General features: G+C 65.6%; 15 protein-coding genes, 1 tRNA gene and 2 pseudogenes. 1 reads left to right on the forward strand and 17 read right to left on the reverse strand.

Annotation, left to right across the window (positions count from 1 at the left end; all coding sequences use genetic code 11):
- Window positions 1-220 precede the first annotated feature (220 nt).
- From N5C88_RS25980 to N5C88_RS26050, 15 genes and pseudogenes are all read right to left on the reverse strand, one after another.
- Complete coding sequence (locus N5C88_RS25980; RefSeq protein WP_015460533.1) at window positions 221-979, reverse strand: TnsA endonuclease N-terminal domain-containing protein; 759 nt, start codon at window positions 977-979, stop codon at window positions 221-223.
- 64 nt (window positions 980-1,043) lie between these two features.
- A pseudogene (locus N5C88_RS25985) lies at window positions 1,044-1,451 on the reverse strand (DNA cytosine methyltransferase); the annotation flags it as partial.
- Between the two features lie 6 nt (window positions 1,452-1,457).
- Window positions 1,458-2,614, reverse strand: a protein-coding gene (locus tag N5C88_RS25990) for an IS3 family transposase (protein ID WP_280016530.1) whose coding sequence is annotated in 2 segments (ribosomal slippage) — window positions 1,458-2,374 and window positions 2,374-2,614 — 1,158 coding nt in all. Because the reading frame shifts where the segments join, the coding sequence is not laid out codon by codon here.
- A 64-nt stretch (window positions 2,615-2,678) separates the two neighbouring features.
- A pseudogene (locus N5C88_RS25995) lies at window positions 2,679-3,338 on the reverse strand (DNA cytosine methyltransferase); the annotation flags it as partial.
- Window positions 3,339-3,875: 537 nt separating this feature from the next.
- Window positions 3,876-5,888, reverse strand: coding sequence for a DNA topoisomerase III (locus tag N5C88_RS26000; protein ID WP_280016531.1), 2,013 nt, complete (start codon window positions 5,886-5,888; stop codon window positions 3,876-3,878).
- A 273-nt stretch (window positions 5,889-6,161) separates the two neighbouring features.
- The gene (locus N5C88_RS26005; protein WP_021264250.1) at window positions 6,162-6,614 is read right to left on the reverse strand and encodes a single-stranded DNA-binding protein; all 453 of its coding nucleotides are present in this window, start codon (window positions 6,612-6,614) and stop codon (window positions 6,162-6,164) included.
- Between the two features lie 73 nt (window positions 6,615-6,687).
- On the reverse strand, window positions 6,688-7,215 hold the full coding sequence (locus tag N5C88_RS26010; protein ID WP_021264251.1) for a DUF3158 family protein: 528 nt from the start codon (window positions 7,213-7,215) through the stop codon (window positions 6,688-6,690).
- Window positions 7,212-7,994, reverse strand: a complete 783-nt coding sequence (locus tag N5C88_RS26015) for a PFL_4669 family integrating conjugative element protein (RefSeq protein WP_021264252.1) — start codon at window positions 7,992-7,994, stop codon at window positions 7,212-7,214. The genes N5C88_RS26010 and N5C88_RS26015 overlap by 4 nt, the downstream gene beginning before the upstream one ends.
- 316 nt (window positions 7,995-8,310) lie before the next feature.
- A complete protein-coding gene (locus N5C88_RS26020; protein WP_022580260.1) occupies window positions 8,311-9,555 on the reverse strand; it encodes an STY4528 family pathogenicity island replication protein in 1,245 nt (414 codons plus the stop codon).
- 3 nt (window positions 9,556-9,558) lie between these two features.
- The gene (locus N5C88_RS26025) at window positions 9,559-10,119 is read right to left on the reverse strand and encodes a DUF2857 domain-containing protein (RefSeq protein ID WP_021205172.1); all 561 of its coding nucleotides are present in this window, start codon (window positions 10,117-10,119) and stop codon (window positions 9,559-9,561) included.
- Window positions 10,120-10,134: 15 nt separating this feature from the next.
- The gene (locus tag N5C88_RS26030; RefSeq protein ID WP_023912118.1) at window positions 10,135-11,769 is read right to left on the reverse strand and encodes a ParB family protein; all 1,635 of its coding nucleotides are present in this window, start codon (window positions 11,767-11,769) and stop codon (window positions 10,135-10,137) included.
- Window positions 11,762-12,010, reverse strand: a complete 249-nt coding sequence (locus N5C88_RS26035) for a hypothetical protein (protein ID WP_021264254.1) — start codon at window positions 12,008-12,010, stop codon at window positions 11,762-11,764. Before N5C88_RS26035 ends, N5C88_RS26030 begins: the two co-directional genes overlap by 8 nt.
- Window positions 11,994-12,869 (reverse strand): ParA family protein, encoded by an 876-nt coding sequence (locus N5C88_RS26040; protein WP_021264255.1) that lies wholly within the window; start codon window positions 12,867-12,869, stop codon window positions 11,994-11,996. The genes N5C88_RS26035 and N5C88_RS26040 overlap by 17 nt, the downstream gene beginning before the upstream one ends.
- A gap of 42 nt (window positions 12,870-12,911) precedes the next feature.
- Window positions 12,912-13,124, reverse strand: coding sequence for an AlpA family transcriptional regulator (locus N5C88_RS26045; RefSeq protein ID WP_021264256.1), 213 nt, complete (start codon window positions 13,122-13,124; stop codon window positions 12,912-12,914).
- A gap of 119 nt (window positions 13,125-13,243) precedes the next feature.
- Window positions 13,244-13,990, reverse strand: a complete 747-nt coding sequence (locus N5C88_RS26050; protein WP_021264257.1) for a hypothetical protein — start codon at window positions 13,988-13,990, stop codon at window positions 13,244-13,246.
- Between the two features lie 852 nt (window positions 13,991-14,842).
- Between N5C88_RS26050 and N5C88_RS26055 the strand changes: the two genes are divergently transcribed.
- Window positions 14,843-14,916, forward strand: a tRNA-Cys gene (locus tag N5C88_RS26055).
- 106 nt (window positions 14,917-15,022) lie between these two features.
- Here the strand turns inward: N5C88_RS26055 and N5C88_RS26060 are convergent.
- Window positions 15,023-15,481 (reverse strand): hypothetical protein, encoded by a 459-nt coding sequence (locus N5C88_RS26060; protein ID WP_280016532.1) that lies wholly within the window; start codon window positions 15,479-15,481, stop codon window positions 15,023-15,025.
- Window positions 15,478-16,452 (reverse strand): D-2-hydroxyacid dehydrogenase family protein, encoded by a 975-nt coding sequence (locus N5C88_RS26065; RefSeq protein ID WP_059371657.1) that lies wholly within the window; start codon window positions 16,450-16,452, stop codon window positions 15,478-15,480. The genes N5C88_RS26060 and N5C88_RS26065 overlap by 4 nt, the downstream gene beginning before the upstream one ends.
- Window positions 16,453-16,502 lie beyond the last annotated feature (50 nt).

A 16,502-nucleotide genomic window follows, 5' to 3' on the forward strand; every position in this document is an offset into this window, starting at 1 on the left:
CAGCGCGCCGGTATTTCGGAGGCTTTTGCGGTAGCGGTTAAATTGCCGCTTGCTGGCTCCGAACTCGGCGGCGGCAGCCTCCACGGTCGCGCTGTCGAAACGACCGCCGGCTTCCAGGCGCGCGATGATGTCGCGCCGGCGCTCGGCTTCGGCGACCTGCGCCTCATCCATCGTCGAAATGTCGAGCGGCGCCCCTGGCCCGGGTAGTGCGCGCTTCGCCTCATAGTCGCTTCTGCGATCCAACAACGGCAACCCACGTCTGAGGTCCAATCGGCTGACCGCGGTCGAGGGAGAGTTGGCCTCGCGCGACCATACGGTAGAGCACGGGCAGTAGAGCTTGAGGATTAAGACCTCGTTGTTGCGCCAGCGCGAGAATCTCGCTGATGCGGTAGCTGTCACGTTGTTGCAGGAACGCGACGCAATCCTGCTCGAATTGCACATCGAAAGGCTTGTCGAGGTGGCCTGACAACAACCGGGTGCTGGACAACCATTCGCCGCTCATCATCCGGTCGGTCACCACTCGGAAGATCGTGCCTTCTTGCCCCGCCGCCCACGTTCGCGCGGCGGCATAGGGCGCGCGCATCAGCCTGCGGGAGCGCCAAAGATCGCGATGGGTCTTCACCTCAACGACCGCCCTTCGCCAGGAGAGCCCAGCATCGGCTGCGACCTCCACCACGAAATCAGGCGTGTATCGACGAGCGGCTCCGCGCTTCACATCCTGGAAATCAATCACCAGGCGTTGGGCGTGAACGGCGGTGACGCGATGGCTCGTCCTGCAAAACATCAGGAAGTCGCGCTCGATCGACGACTCGAAGGGTACTAGCGGGCCTCGAGGTGGAACTGAGATTGAGCCGCGGACGGCGCTCAGGGGTCGAGGCGCGAGCTGCTCGTCGGTCCACCTGGACGCCACTTCAGAAACCAGGGACGTCAACTGTCGCCGATTGCGAACTGGGGACGTCTTCTGTGGGTACGGGGTCATCTTCTTTTGCCTATTTCGAGCGCCGAAGAGCCCCGGAGGGACATCATCTTTTGCGCGTTCACAGCAGCGTCGGCGTCAGGTCGAGCGTGGCATCCGCGCCGCTGCCCTGGGCGGTGAAAGCGATGATCGGAACACCCTTGCCGGTGCCGTCCTCGCTGCTGCCCTTGCCGTTGTTGGCGGTGTCGAGGGTGTGGGCGATGCTGCCGGCGACCGACTGCACCATGAACGTCTCGGTGCGGATGTCGTGCTTGGGGCCAGCGGCCATCAGGCATGCGGCCACATCGACGGGGCCGGTGCCGCCGCTGAACCCGAACGTCGTGGTGACCTTGCCGTAGGGCTGCTTCAGTCCAGCAAATCCTGCAAGTCCTGCGCATGCGCCTGCTGCTTCAGCACCCGGTCCAGCATCGCAGGCAGCTTCTTGCCACGGCGCGCTGCCCGCACAAGAATCCCCGAGCAGGCCTGCGCGCTCAAAAGGGTTCTACCCCGAAATTACGGACTGTTTGGAAAGGGCTGAAAACTTCTGGTCCTGCTTGACCCGGCGCCGTCGCATCCTGGGGTTGTGGCGGCGCTCGATATATTCGAACACATCGGACCGGGCGGCATCGAGTGTGGGATACGTTGTGCGATAGATCCGCTCGCGCTTGAGCAATCCGAAAAAGCCCTCGCAGGCTGCATTGTCGCCACAATGCCCCACCGCACTCATCGAGCAGAGCAGGCCATTGGCGGCCAGGTAATCCTGGTAATCACCGCTACGAAATTGGCTGCCGCGATCGGAATGCAGGATCAGCGGATGCTGCTCCTGACGCTGCCAAACCGCCATCTGCACGGCCCTGATCACCATCTGCCGGTCCTGCCGGTGGTGCATGGACCAACCCACAATGCGCTGATCAAACAGGTCCAGCACGACGCACAGATACAGCTTGGCCTGCTGGGTCTTGATCTCGGTGATGTCGGTCACCCACTTGGTTTCCGGCTCCAGGGCGCTGAAATCACGCTCCAGCAGGTTGCGCACGCCCGGCGGCGTCAGTGTCGGTTGAGCGCGCTGGCCACGCCGTTTCGGGCGTGGCCAGCCCTGCAGGCCCGCTGCCGCCATCAATCGGGCAACCCGGTTCCGACTGGCCATCAACCCTTCCTCGACCAGATCCTCCTGCATGCGGCCGGCCCCCAGCGTGCCCCGGCTGTCCTGGTGCAGCGCATGGATACGGCTCAGCAAGCGCTCGTTGTCGTGCTGTCGAGCACTGGGCAGTCGCTTGCTCCAGTCGTAGTAGCCACTGGTCGATACCCGCAGGCAGCGGCACATCAGGCGAATCGGAAACTCATCGCGGCAACGTTCGATCACCTGATACCTCAGGATGATCCCTTGGCAAAGAACGTCGCCGCTTCGCGCAAAAAATCCCGCTCCTTGGTGATCCTGGCCAACTCGCGCTTGAGCCGGGCAACCTCCTCGTCACGCGGGCTACCGGTGCCAACAAAGGCGGCTTTTCCCACCGCCTGTGCCTCCCGCTTCCAGCGAGTCAGCAGGCTGTCACGGATGCCCAGCTCACGGGCTACCTGGGCGCAGCTGACACCTGGCCGACTGGCTTGCTCCACCGCACCACGCTTGAACTCGGCACTGAACTTACGACGCTTTGACATGAACACTCCTCATGGCCTCGATCGGCCTTCTTGTAAGTGTCCGTGAAAACGGGGGTGAACCCAAAAGTACTTCTGCGGGATCGAGGCCATCTCCACCACTTGCCACAAGAAACACGCGCTTGCGGCGTTGGGCGACACCGAAATATTGAGCGTCGAGCTCGCGCCAGGCGATGCGGCGGCGGGGTCCAGACACACAACCAGCGTGCGCCCACCGATCCCCTGGCGGCTGGAGCGCACGGCTTTCTCCGGCCAGTGCCCCCAAGAAATGCCCGAAGGCATTGCTGCGGTCGTTGAGGACGCCGGGGACGTTTTCCCAGACGAGCGTGGCCGCCGGGCGGCCGTCTTGGTGGCGGATTTCGTCGATGGCATTTGCTAACTCCACGTAAGCGAGGGTGAGCGCACCGCGCGGATCGGCAAGGCCCTGACGGGCACCGGCGACGCTGAAGGATTGGCAAGGGGTTCCGCCGACCAGGATGTCGGGTGCCGGCACGGTGCCGGCGCGCACCTGGCGGGCGATCGCGGTCATGTCGCCCAGGTTGGGCACGCGGGGATAGCGGTGGGCGAGCACGGCGCTCGGGAACGGCTCGATCTCGGCGAACCACGCGGCTTCGAGGCCGAGGGGTTGCCAGGCGAGGCTCACGGCCTCGATGCCGCTGCACACGCTGCCGTACAGCAGTGGCGCGGCCTGGGGCGCACCGCATGGGGTGCGAGGTTGCGGGTTCATGTCGGGTCTCCTGTTCGTGTGGCCCTGGACCGTGTGGCCGGGCCGGGACGTTGATCGGCAGGAGAAAGGCGCCGAAGGCCCAGCGGCCTTCGGCTTGGGAGGACGGAACCACCCGTGGGCTGTTGCAGGCCCGGTCGTCGCTAGAACCGTCTGCTGTCAGCAATCGCACCCGGCGCATGTCGTGGTTGACGCCGGCATCTTCTGGCGCACATCCGCGCACAAAAGGAGCCCAGTTTTTCGCCGTTGGGCACGGCGTCGAATACCGCTGACCATGAAGGGTCTCCGGGTGGCTCGCGCAGCATGGCAAGCCATCGGGGGACCCTTCGCAGAGGCGGAAGAATGCAGATCAGCAGAACGCGCCGGGAAACCCCGGACATGGTTCGCGGAGAAGCTACCTTCAGGTCCCGCGGCCGGGGACGGCCGGGCGGGACGCGCACACGGACAAGAGAAGGCGTTGCGCGCTGGGCGTCCCGCAGGGCATGCGGGACATGGGCCACGCCGCCGATGGCGGGCACGGCTCTCGGGGAGCGGGGTCGGTCAGGAGCCCTTGCGGCCGCTAGTGCGCGGGCGCGAGGCACCGCGCTTGGACGTGCCGGTTTCGACCGGCAGCGTGCCTTTGCAGTCGGGGTAGCGACTGCACGACCAGAAGGGGCCGGTCTTGCCGGTGCGTTGGCGCGTTGGTGCGCCGCACTGCGGGCAAGTGGGACCCTGGGGAACCTTGATGGACAGCGAGGTGCTGCCGTACTGCACGATCAGTTGCGAAATCCATGCGGCCTGCTTGCCGATGAACACATCCAGGGTGAGCTGTCCGGCCTCGATCATGTCGAGCGCCTGCTCCCACACGGCGGTGGTTCCGGGGTCGGCAATCGCCGCGGGCACGGCGTCGATCAACGTGAATGCCGCATCCGATGCGCGAATGGAGCGTCCTTTCTTCACGAGATAGCCCCGCGTCAGCAGGCCGGTGATGATGTTGGCGCGCGTGGCTTCGGTGCCAATGCCCGTCGTGTCCTTCAACTTCTGCTTCAGGCGCGGGTCGGTCACGAAGCGCGCCACGCCTTTCATCGACTTGACCAGTTCGCCCTGGGTGTAGGGCTTCGGAGGCAGCGTCTTGAGCGCCTTGACTTCGGCCTCGGCCACTTGGCATGCCAGGTCCTCGCGCAGCGCGGGGAGTACCTGGCTGCGCGCGGTGGTTTCCCCGTCCTCGTCCGCTTGCGGCTCGGCCAGCACCAGGTGCCAACCCTGGGCGGCCACCTGCTTTCCGGTCGCCACCAGCTTCTGCTGGCCGCAGGACAGCTCGGCGATCGTGCGGTCGAACTCGTGGTGAGGGAGGAACTGCGCCAGGTAATGCGCGCGGATCAGCCGGTACACCGCCAGTTCTTTCTCGCTCATGGCGGAGAGGTTCGCGGGTTCGAGCGTCGGGATGATGCCGTGGTGCGCCGTGACCTTGCCATCGTTCCAGGCGCGAGAGCGCTGCGAGCGGTCGAGCTGGCCCATGATCGGGCGCAGCGAGGGATCGGTCTTGAGCAAGCTGTCCAGGACAGTCGGCACTTCCGCGAACATGCTTTCGGGCAGGTAGCCCGAGTCGGAGCGTGGGTACGTCGTAGCCTTGTGCGTCTCGTACAGGGCCTGGGCGATCACCAGGGCTTCTTGCACGTCCAGCCCAAGCTGCTTGGAACAAACCTCCTGCAAGGTGCCCAGGTCGAACAGCAGTGGTGGGCCTTCGCGCACGCGCTCGGTCTCGACCGACAGCACCTGCGCGGCACCCGCAGCGCGGATCTGCTGCGCGGCCTGCTGGGCGATGGGCTGCTGCAGGCAGCGGCCGGCATCGTCGGTGCAGCCATCGGGCGGAACCCATTGCGCGCTGAAAGGCTGGCCGCTCGCGGACAGGGACACGTCGATGGCCCAGAACGGCACCGACTTGAAGGCCGTGATCTCGCGGTCGCGGTCCACGACGAGCTTCAGGGTCGGCGTCTGGACGCGGCCGACGGACAGCACGCCGTCGTAGCCGGCCTGACGCCCGAGCACCGTGAACAACCGGCTGAGGTTCATACCCACGAGCCAGTCGGCGCGCGAGCGCGCCAGCGCCGAGTAGTACATCGGCAGCGTGTCGGCCGACGGCCGCAGCTTGCCGAGCGCGGTGCGGATCGACGCATCGTTAAGCGCCGACAGCCATAACCGCTCGACGGGGCCGCGGTAGCCGCACAGGTCGATGATTTCGCGGGCGATCAACTCGCCCTCGCGGTCGGCATCGGTGGCGATGACCAGATGGGTCGCCTTCGCCAGAAGCGCCTTGACGACCTTGAATTGCGTGGCGGTCTTCGGTTTGACCTCGACCCGCCACTGCTGGGGAATGATGGGCAACTGCTCCAGTGACCAGCGTTTGAGCGCCGCGTCATAGACCTCGGGGGCTGCCGCTTCTACGAGATGGCCGATGCACCAGGTGACGGTGACGCCGGAGCCGCTGAAACAGCCTTCACCGCGCTGTGTCGCGCCGAGAATCCGGCCAATGTCTTTGCCCTGGGAGGGCTTCTCGCACAAGAACAGCCGCATGTCCGTCCATCCGATTTCCGTGGTTCATTGAGTTGCTGGAATCGAGGATGCCGAGCACCACCAGGGGCAGCAGCAAACAAGCCGCATGCGGTGGCGACCACTTTCACGGGATGGGATGGAGGGGACGGGAGTGGCGTGCGGCCGGGGATGTGCGGGCCGGGAGCCGCGTTTTTTTGGGGCGTGTGGACGCCGGTGGACGTTGATGGAGCTATCCCCTGGGGATAGCTCGCGAGGACATGGGGCGACCGACGACTGCCGCCGCCCCATGCCGGGTCACTTCCTGCGCTTCGGCTCCTTCGGCGCGGTCGGTTCCTGGGCGGCCTGGGGCTTCGGCTGCGCCTCCTGCGCTGGTTCCTGCTGCCTCGGGCTGAGGGTCACGGACTCGATGCGGAACGGCAGGATGCCAACGCTGCGCGCGTTGATCTGCCAGGTCTCGCGCGGTTGATCCTCGTTGTCCGTCCAGGGTTCGCGCTCCATCCGGCCGAGGACCAGCACGCGCATGCCCTTCTGGTAGAGGTCCTTCCAGTGCGCGGCGTCGCGGTGCCAGATTTCCACCGGCGCCCAGAAGCCGCCGCGGTCCTCGAAGCTGCCATCCTTCTTGGGAATGGGGTTGTCGAAATAGACGTTCAGGCGCAGAAGGCGGCTGGGCTCGTCGTTGCCGTTGGGGAACTCCCGGTACTCGGGGGGCGAGCCGATGTTGCCCTCGCCAGAAAAATGCGTGCTCATGTTGCAATCTCCGTGGTGGTTGAAAAACCCGCACCTGGTCGGCGACGGGCGCGTGCTGGAGTGCCCGGCGCGATCACCGATCGCGCATGGCGGGTGGCGTGGACTTGAGCCGGCGCAGGTAGGCGTCTTCCGCCTCGGCGGCCTTGCTGGCGCACTCCTGGGCCTGCCTGCCCAAGGTGTGCAACAGGCTGATCTGCATGTTCAGCGTGATGCGCTGAAGCTCGATCGCGTGCAGGTCGGCCAGGAGGTTGACCGGCGTGCTGGTACTCGCCATCAGCTCCTGCCACAGGGCCACGCCCATGGCTGACCTGTCGTGCTTACGCCAGCGCAGAAACACCGTGCCTGCGCCAGTGGTCTGCTGGGCCAGTTCGATGGGCAGCAGGTGGAAGGGATGCCCGAGGGCCTGTTGCAGCACCTGTCGCTGCGCCAAGCCAATCAACTCGTCGCGCATGGCGAAGCACTGGCTGGCCCAGGCCTCCAAGTCCCCTTTACCCTTAAAAGGCCTTAAAAGGCCTTTTTGAGAGCCTGCGTGTTCCAGCCGCATGAAGGCGGTCTGTTGCAGGGGGCGGAAGTAGCGGGTGTCGCAGTTCGGGGCGCTCATGCCTGTGCGTCCTCGCCCGTGGTGGCCTCGGGTGCCTCGGTGGTGGCGGCCTCGTCGCTGGGCGATGCGGCTGCGGCAGGACCGTCACTGCGCTGCTGCAGGCCACGGCGCACGATCGGCGGCGCGAACTTCGAGCGGCGCGTGCCTTCCAGCACGTCCTGCGGCAGTTCGCCGAATTTCTCCAGCGCCGCCCGCGCTGCGGCATTCTTCGCGGCGAAGTCGTCGCGGGTGCAGCCCGAGTAGCGGAACTGCTGGGCCAAGCTGAAAAGACTGCGCAGCGCATGCGCGCCTTCGTTGAGCCAGCGTTCGAGCGTCGAGCGATCGATCAACGCCGTGTGGTGCGCGAGGATCAGCTTGCGGGCGATGTCGTCGTAGTCGGCCAGCAGGTACACCGCGGCAAAGCCCAACTGCGCATTGACGAACAGCGGCAGCTTGACGGGCTGCACGTTGAGGTTCTCGCCCAGGGTGAGTGCCGGCGGCACGCTCGCCAGGGCCTGGTCCACCTGCTCGCGCAGCGATTGCAGCGTGGCCTTCGTCTGTTCGAGCTTGTCCTCGATGCGCAGCATCCAGAAGTCGCTGTACGGGTCGTCCTGCTCCGAGCCGCGCCGCATCTTGTTCATCTGGGCGATGTAGCCGTTCAGGCCGACGATGCCCGGTCGCCCTTCGGCGGCGGTGCGGCCGTGCCAGATGCGCGAGGCATGGTGCGTGTGCAGCGTCAGCGACATCGCGCTGCGCAAGGAGCCGAGATTCAGTTGCAAGGGTTCGTTGGTGGTTGCCATGGCGTCCGCTCGTTGTTGGAAAAGAGCGGACAGCTTCGGCAGGTGGCGGAAGGCAGTCAGTCAACAAACCGAAACCCGCCCGTCCCCGGTTCAGGGGGCGGCGGGTGCATGCGTCGCGAGCTATCCCCTGGGGATAGCGCCATGGAGCGCCAAGAAACGCTGCATGCCTGGATCAGCATGGACAGGGCCGATCCCGCGGCAGGCGATCGAGGCCCAGCGTGCAGCGGTTCGACGTCGTAGCTGTCAGTGGAACTATCCCCTGGGGATAGCTCTACTGGAAGCCACGGGCATCCACTTCACCGCCTCGCAGGCCCGCTCACTTGCCGGCGAGCAGGTTGCGCAGCCGCTCGATGTGCTGCCTGGCGACTTCTGGCGGCACCGGCTTGCCCTGCGGCTGGGATGGTGGCGGTGCTGGTGGTGGCCGCTCATTGGGTGGAGCGTGTGCCGATGGCGCGTCTTTCTTGGCCCAGGCGTTGAACTCGCCATGGATGGCCCGCTGGATGATGCCGAACAGATACCCCGCAGGATTGCGGATGCCGTGGCTGCTGCATCGTGCGGCCCATTCGTCCAGCACGGCCTGCCTCAGCGCGGCATCGACCTGCTGCAATGCCACCCGCGCACCTGTCTGCTGCTCTGCCTTCAGTTCCGCGAAGCGTTTGGGCCATTGCAGGTCGCCCAGCGCGCGCGCCTGCGCCTGCGCGGTAGTACGTACTTCATTCATACGACTACTACGTACTGTACGGGCCTGCTTCGGATTCCGAAGAGAGGCGTCTGGCGCGGGTTTCGACCCTGCTTCGGATTCCGAAGTGGGGTCATCGGGATTCCGAAGAAGGCTCGTCGGCCCTTCTTCGGATTCGTGCGTGGCGTCCTCCTGTGGATAACTTTTGTGCGCTCCGACGCTCTGGCTGGCGAAGCGTTCGGCCAGGACTTGCAGCCTCGACGGCAGGGTGCGCCCGGCCAGCATCGGGTCTTCGCCGATTTCCTTGAGGGTGTGCAGGCCCACGATCTGCACGGCTTTGGCCGAATGGCCGAGCGCCTGGCTGACCAGTTGCAGGTAGTCCGGGTCGAGCTGCATCGCTTCAAAGGGGGTCAGCGGCTCGTCGTGCAGGACATAGAGGTTGCCGAGGATGCGACCGGTCTTGGCGTCGCGCCGTCGCCGCACCAGGCTCAGCCATCGGGTCAGCCTCAGCAGCGTCAGGGCTCGCGCCACGGTTTCGTGCGAGGCCTGCCCGGCGCAGGGCATCGAGGCCAGCCAGGGCCGCAACTGCTCATAGGTGGGGAATGCGGTCACGCCGTCGTCGTTGAGCATCAGCCGGAACACCTGCCAGGCGTTGCGCTCCAGCGGCGTCAGGCGGCGATCGAGGAACAGCCGCCGCGGTACGGTCTCATGCCGGTTGCCGCTGAAGAGGAACGCATCGCCGGATGCGGCCGGTGTCGCAGGTGACGGCGCAGGTATGGTTGTGGGCGGGCTGGGCCTGGGCGCAAGGTCTTTCAGCGCCGCGTCGAACAGGTCAGCGAGTGCGACGGGGCCATGGCGTGGTGCGGTGTCGTCCACGGCCATGGCTCAACCCAATCCCTGATCGACCCACGACTTGATCGCGGCCCAGACCACCGACAGCGGCAAATCCATGCCTTCGGCGAGGTCCATGGCCGCGTCGAGAATCGAGGTCTCGTCCTCCAGGTCCACATTCCTGCTGCTGGTGATGGCTTTCCAGCGCCGCCACAGTTCGACGTCCTGCTTCTCGTCCAGGACAGGGTGACGCCCCTTGCGCTTGGGCAGGCCCAGCACCTCACGGCGCAGGGCGACTTCCTGATGGGTCAGGCCATAGAAGCGGCTGACCATCTCCGTGCTGGCCCCCAGTCGCAACATGCGATCGACGGTCGCGATTTCCTTCTCCACGTCCTGCGCCTGCGAGAGCAGACGCCGGAGCACCTCACGGTTCACGGACACGGAACACCACGAGACATTGGCGTTGGCCAGCACGCTCACCATGGCGGGATGCTTGAGCGCATCCAGCTCGGCCTCGCTGAAGCCCATCGCCTTGCAGCGGCGCAGTTGGCCGTTGCGCAGGTCGTAGAGCGCCTGGGCGATGACGGCCTGATTGAGCGGGTGCGGGGCGGACATGCTGGTCTCCTTCCTTCATGCTCCAGGGCCTGCGGCACCGGATTCCAGGTCCAGCAGGCGCCGGGCCAGGCGCAGCAATCGGAACAGCTTGACCAGCGCGGTGTCGCTCAAGCGGCGTGTCGCATCGCCTTGGCCGTGCAGCAGCGCCGGCAGATCGGAGGCAAGCTGCCCGCCGTCCAGATCGGCATCGGTGAAGCTCTGGCCTGCCAGGCTCGCCAGCAATGCCAGCACGGCGCGGCCCTGCGGTGATGGGGGCTGCGCGCTGGCATGGCATGCGAAGCCAACACCGTCCGCGCGTTCCTCGATGCACTGATCAAGGCCTGCCTCGCCCGCGATCTCGCGGGCGAACTGCGCGATGTGGATGCGCAGGCGATCAGGCGTGTCCAGGCCCGCGTCGATGTGCCAGACGTCGGAAATCGGGTAGAGACCGCCTGCCTGGACGGGAATGGACTGCAAGACATTGGCCGAGAAGTCGGGCAGCGCATCCCCCAGCTCGTCGGCGACCATCCGCTGAATGGATTGCAGCCGCTCCGTCGTCGGTGCAGGCGAAACGATGTGCCCCTGCAGCAGATCACCAGGAGCCGCCACAGGGCTTCCTGCGGGCGAGCCGTCCGCCCCCGAGCCGGCCTCGCGGTCGCGCGACCCAGGCGTGACCGCCGGCGTCGGGGCTGATGGGGCTGATGCGGCGGGCGGGTGTGCCATGGTGCCAGGCTCAGGCAGCGCGGGCGGCGCCGATGGCGGGGTCGGATCGCTGACCAGGGCGCGATGGCGGCTTTCGGATTCGGTGAGGTCGAGCGCCAGCACGTCGTAGTCGATGCCGAGCAGCTCGGACATCTGGCCGATCAGCTCGTCCTGCACGCGCTGGGGGGCGAACTCGTCGGCCTGCGTGTCGAACTGCGACAGCACCTCCTGAAAGAAGTCGTCGAAGTCCTGTACCAGCATGCGGCCCTTGGCGTAGCGCTCCCACGCGAGCATGCAGGCCTTGCGCATGACCGACAGGCGCTCGACCTGGTGGCGGCCGAGCCCACCATAGAGCACGGTCGGGATCGCCGGCAGCAGGTAGCGCACCGCGTCGTTCATCCGGCTGATGTGCGACTGCTGGACCGGGAAGCCATCGGCGGCGAGGCGGCGGGCCAGCTCGGACTGGCTCAGCGCGGCGCCGCTTTCCTGCTCGTAGAACTCGCGCGCCTTCTCGACGCCGAGGGCGCGCTCGATGAACGTCAGGCCCCCGCGCAGTTCGTTTTCGGCCAGGTGGCCGGTCAGCATCACGACTTCGCCGCGGCTGGGCCACGGACGGAACAGGCACGATATGCGGAAGAACCGCTCGTCCTTGGTCTCCGACCACAGTTCGCGCAGGATCGCCAGGCGCGTGTTGCCGCCGTTGCGGATGATGTAGTGGTCCTCGCCCGGGCGCCGGGTGATGGCCGGTGCCGCGTCCAGGCCGCGCTCACGGATGGACGCCTTGATGTCCTCGTAGGCCGGGTTGCGCTTCTTCCTGGGATCGTGGTCGTAGGGGCGCAACTGGTCCAGGGTCACGACCATGGGCGTGTCGGCGATCGGGTCGCTCAAGGCCGAGGTGGACGGGCCGCTGCGCTCGAATCCGGCCGCGAGCAGCTTGCCGGCCATCTGCTGGGAGGTCATCTCAGCCATGGCGGCCTCCCTGCGCTGGGGACCCGGCCTCGCGCTCGGCGCGGCGGATCTGCGCGCGGGCGTTGAGGGCAGCCCGGTGGTCACTGGCCGTCGAACTGGTGTAGATCGCGGCGCAGCCTGCCTTGGTGAATTTGAGGTGGCCGCCCGGCGTGCGCTTGACGTGCCAGCCTTCACCGACAGCGAACTCGATCAGGGCGCGCAGCCGTTTGTGGCCTCGGGCTAGTTCATGTGCGTTCGCCATGGGACCTCCCGGTATCAAGAGGGAATGGCGGGCGGCCGGACACCGTGGCAAATCGGTGCTGCCATTGCGGGAACAGTTCGCCAGCGAGGCCGCGCATGGTGTCGAGCGCGGCGGGGGCGACTCTGCCCGGTGGCTGGCGGTACTCGACCCGATGCACCGGCAGGCCGCGCGTCGCGGCGCGCGGATAGGCTTCGATCGCCGGCACGTCGGTGGCCAGCACGCGGATGCCGGTGTGGTCCTGGAACAAATCACGCAGGGCTTGCTGGATCAGCCGGGCGTTCGCCGACACCGGGTGGACCCGGTTGATGAGTAGATGCAGCGGCGGCGGCTCAATGCCCAAGTGCCGGTACGGCGCGATATCTTCCAGCAACTGCATGGTGCCGCGCCGCAGTTCGCGGGCGGCGAGGATCTCCGGGGTCACGGGTGACAACGCGAGATCGGAGGCGAGCACCGCCATCTCCAGCGTCACCGAGCGTGCGCCCTGGGTGTCGATCAGCACCAGGTCGTAGAGGGGAGTCAGTGCCGGCAGCAGGTGCCGTAGTCGCAGGCGTCCGTCCGGCGCGTGCAGCAGCAAGGTGTTCAGCTCGCCCCGGTGGTCGTTGGAGAGCACCAGGTCAAGGCCTGTGATGATCGTGCGGGACACGAGCTGGCCGAGGTCGCGCTCGTTGAAGGCCAGCAATTCATAGATGCCGCCGGGCGCGCGGTGGGCCAGCTCGTAGTACGAGGACAAGGTGGGCTGCACGTCGAGGTCGAGCAGCAGCACGCGCAGCCCCGCATCGGCAGCGAGTCCGCCCAGGTTGGCGGCCGTGGTCGTTTTACCGACGCCCCCTTTGGTTGAGACAATGGATACAACCTGCATGGCGTTCTCCGTGTGAGGATGGGAAGTCCGCGGGAGAACGGGTCAGGCCCGGTTGTTGACGCGCTCGGCGATCCACTGATCGATTTCGATGGAATCCCAGCCGACGGCGCGCACGCCCAGGCGCAACGCTTTGGGAAACTTGCCGGCGCGCATCAGGTTGTAGAGGTGGGCGCGCTTGAAGCCGGACTTCGCTTCGACTTCTTCCAGGCGCAGGATGCGGCGCTCGTTGGGCGGCAGTACAGGTGCTTGCGACATGGCGGTCACTCCTGAACGCTCAGTGGCGTTTGTTGGCGTGACACCTATTCAAATGTCGGCTTCTGTCCCAGACCACCGTAAATGCGGTTTCCGCGACCGCAGATACGGGCTTGCAAATATCAGGAGACGGCGGACCGTAGCTTGCGGCGGGCCTGCGCAAACTTGGCTTGTAGCGTGCGATCGGTAATGCCCATGAGTTCGCCGTGATGCGCGATCATCGCGGTAGCGATGGCTTCCTGGCTGTTGAAGCTGGAGTACGGTGTGCCCGACGGGGATTGACCGAGCATCAGTTCCAGCATCGTGCCGATGATGTGCAGGTAGGTGGCCTCGGCACGGTCGCTGATCGGGCACTGGGCGCATGCAGGAATCACCGTGGACTGCTTGAGTAGCGCGTCGTGCTTGTCTTGCAGTTCGCGCAGTTGATGCTTGCACTGCTCCAGGGCGGATTTGAGGGCCAAGCGCTCGACTAGCATGGCTTGGCCAGTCTCCAACGAGATGAAGGGATGGGCGATGCGCTCGCTGCGGGAGAAGAGAAAGCCGGGCCGCTGCTCGGGATAGTGCTCGTGCATCCAGCGCTTCAGATCGACGTGGCGCACCGTCAGATCAGGGGCGTCGATCAGTGCGGTATCGCGTGTCGTGATGCCGTTCTGCCCGAAGGGCAGTTCTCCATTGAGGATGCCGTCGTAGATGCGGTCGGTGTACAGCCTCAGTTCGCCCCAGCGCGGGCAGTCCAGCGACAGTGGCAGGTCTCTCGGCGACGAAATCGAGGCCAGGATGACTTGCTCGAACCGCAGCAGCCCGGCCCAGCGTATGGAGGCTTCGATCGGGCGGTAGAACACCTTTGATGTTGGTGCATTGTTGTTCATGCTCCCATCTCCTTCCAGGAGAACTACATGGCCGACTCCTTTGGCGCCAGCCGGAAGGTTGGCGTGTTGTCTGTGCATGAAGCGGGCCCCGAGGTCCGCTTCGTCATGGGGCCTGAGTACTTCTCACCGGCTTGTGTTGCAGGTAGCCGTCGTGTGCTCGATGTGCAAGAATTCAGTGAGTCGCAAGATGGTCGAGCCTCCGCTGGCAGACTCGAAAGTGACGCGCACAGTAGCAGCGTCATAAGTAGCGGCGATCTTCGCAAAACCGTTTGGGTATGGCCTGATATGCCAGCGGTTTCACGAGGCGCGAAGGGCTCGTAATCGCTGCCCGGCGTCCACAAGGACGCGGTGAACGCCCAGCCTGTCATGCTTGCCCAGCATCCTGATATAGCGACAAAGAATCGCGCGCTGACGCGCCACGGCTAGGGTGCGCGTTCTTCCTGCATGATTTGCGCGGCCGAGCTACGCAATGCGCGGTGCATACGGCTCGTATGCTGGCATCCGAACTGAGCCAGCACCGAGAGGGGCGGCCTGGACGTCATCGCGGTAGAGGTGCGGGCACCGAGAGCAGGGGCGCAGGCGGGCCAGTTCGAGACCGTCGCTGACGACGTTGTGACGAGTGTGGGTCCGGTGTGCAGAGTGCGGGTCTATGGACGCCAGTGGAACTCTTTGGACGATCTTGTTGGCGGAGGCGAAAAACTAGGCTATAATCTAGGTCTTCGCTGGCTACCTCGGCGAAGAAAGTGTTCGGGAAACAACGACTTACGCGCCTAGTAAATGTCTCGTTTCCCGCTCCAAATACAAAAAGGAAGCAACGGCCAACACCGCGCTTCCTTTTTTCTTGCAAGTGCTGGCGCAATGGCAGAGTGGTTATGCAGCGGATTGCAAATCCGTGTACGTCGGTTCGATTCCGGCTTGCGCCTCCAGCGATTTCCTGAAACCCGCAGATGAAACTCTGCGGGTTTTTGTTTTTCCGGATCAGCAATGACGGGCTGCGGACGGCGAGCCGCCGCGCGATTGCCCCGACACGGGCTAGTCAGCCTTGACTGCAGCCAAGGACTCCAGGCATCCCGTCTGCCAGGCGAACTCCGCTTCGAACGATTCAGGATCCGACACGGCGCCGTAACCGCCCTGACCGTAGACCGCGGCGTAGGCCGCGTATTCGGCTGCGCGCAACGCCTTGCCGGCAAGGGCGCTGGCGACCGCATAGGTCGCGGACACCGCGGCATGGCCGCAGCCGTCCAGGGATTTCGATCCCTGATGCCGGTTCGCCAGGCGCGCAGCCTCGGCGGCCGCCTGCTGCAGCGGTTCACGGCCGATCGCGCCGTCCAGATAACGGCCGAGGCTCGCCAGGCAATCCACGGCCTCCTGCTCTTCGAGCAGATGCTCGACCCGCTGCGCACAGGCGCGGCCGAAAGCCAGGCGCAGCCGTTCATTGCCCGCATCATCCAGATCGAGCTGCCTGACCAAGCGTTCGAGCGATGCGTTCATGGTGACACCGCCTGCGGATTCACCATGTTCACGGGCTTGCCCGCCGCATAGGCAAGGATCTGGTTGAACACGTCCTTGAATTGCAGATCCCATTCCTCATAGGTCACATACCCGATATGGGGCGTGCACAAGACGTTGGGCATCTGCAGCAGCGGATTCGCCGTGTCGGTCAGGGGCTCCTGTTCGAATACGTCCAGCGCCGCCATGGCCGGACGGCCGGCGCGCAACGCCTGCACCAGGGCGCCGGGTTCCACCAGTCCGGCGCGGCTGGTGTTGACGAACAGCGATCCCTCTTTCATGGCCGCGAGATCCGCGGCGGTGACGATACCCTTGGTGGCGGGAACCAGGCGCATATGCAGCGACAGCACGTCACAGGAGGCGAAGAACTCCTGCCGGGAGCTTGCGACTTCGTAGCCTTCCTCGCGCGCGCGCTGCAGCGACTCGGGGCGGGCCCAGACCAGCACGCGCATGCCGAACGCCCGCGCGTAGCCGGCAACCACCCGGCCGATGCGGCCATAGCCGAAGATGCCCATGGTCTTGCCGCGGACAGTGTGACCCACGCCGCATTGCCAATGGCCTTGGCGCATGGACTCGACCTGTTGCGGCAGCTGCCGCATGGCGGCCAGCACCAGCGCCCAGGTCAGCTCGGCGGCGGCATAGGAAGGCGTATCGGCATGCAGGTCGGAACAGACCAGGACGCCGTGCTCGCTGCATGCGGGGACGTCGATATGCGGATAGACGCTGCGCTGGCTGATCAGGCGCAGTTTGGGCAACTTCTCTATCAGTTCGCGCCGTATCGTGGTGCGTTCGCGGATCAGGACCAGCGCTTCTGTATCGGCCAGGCGCTGCGCGAGCACATCGGCATCTTCCGCGTGATCCGTCCAGACGGTGACCTCGTGATCGCGCAGCAGCGCGTAGCAGGGCAGGCGTCGCAGGGTATCGAACCAGTCGTCCAGGATCGCAATCTTCATGTGCGGGACTCGTCGGGTGGAAATGAATGTTCAAGTTTTACGCTGCTTCT

It is taken from the genome of Achromobacter sp. GD03932 (assembly GCF_029839485.1).
GTDB classification, from domain to species: Bacteria; Pseudomonadota; Gammaproteobacteria; order Burkholderiales; family Burkholderiaceae_B; genus Achromobacter; species Achromobacter bronchisepticus_A.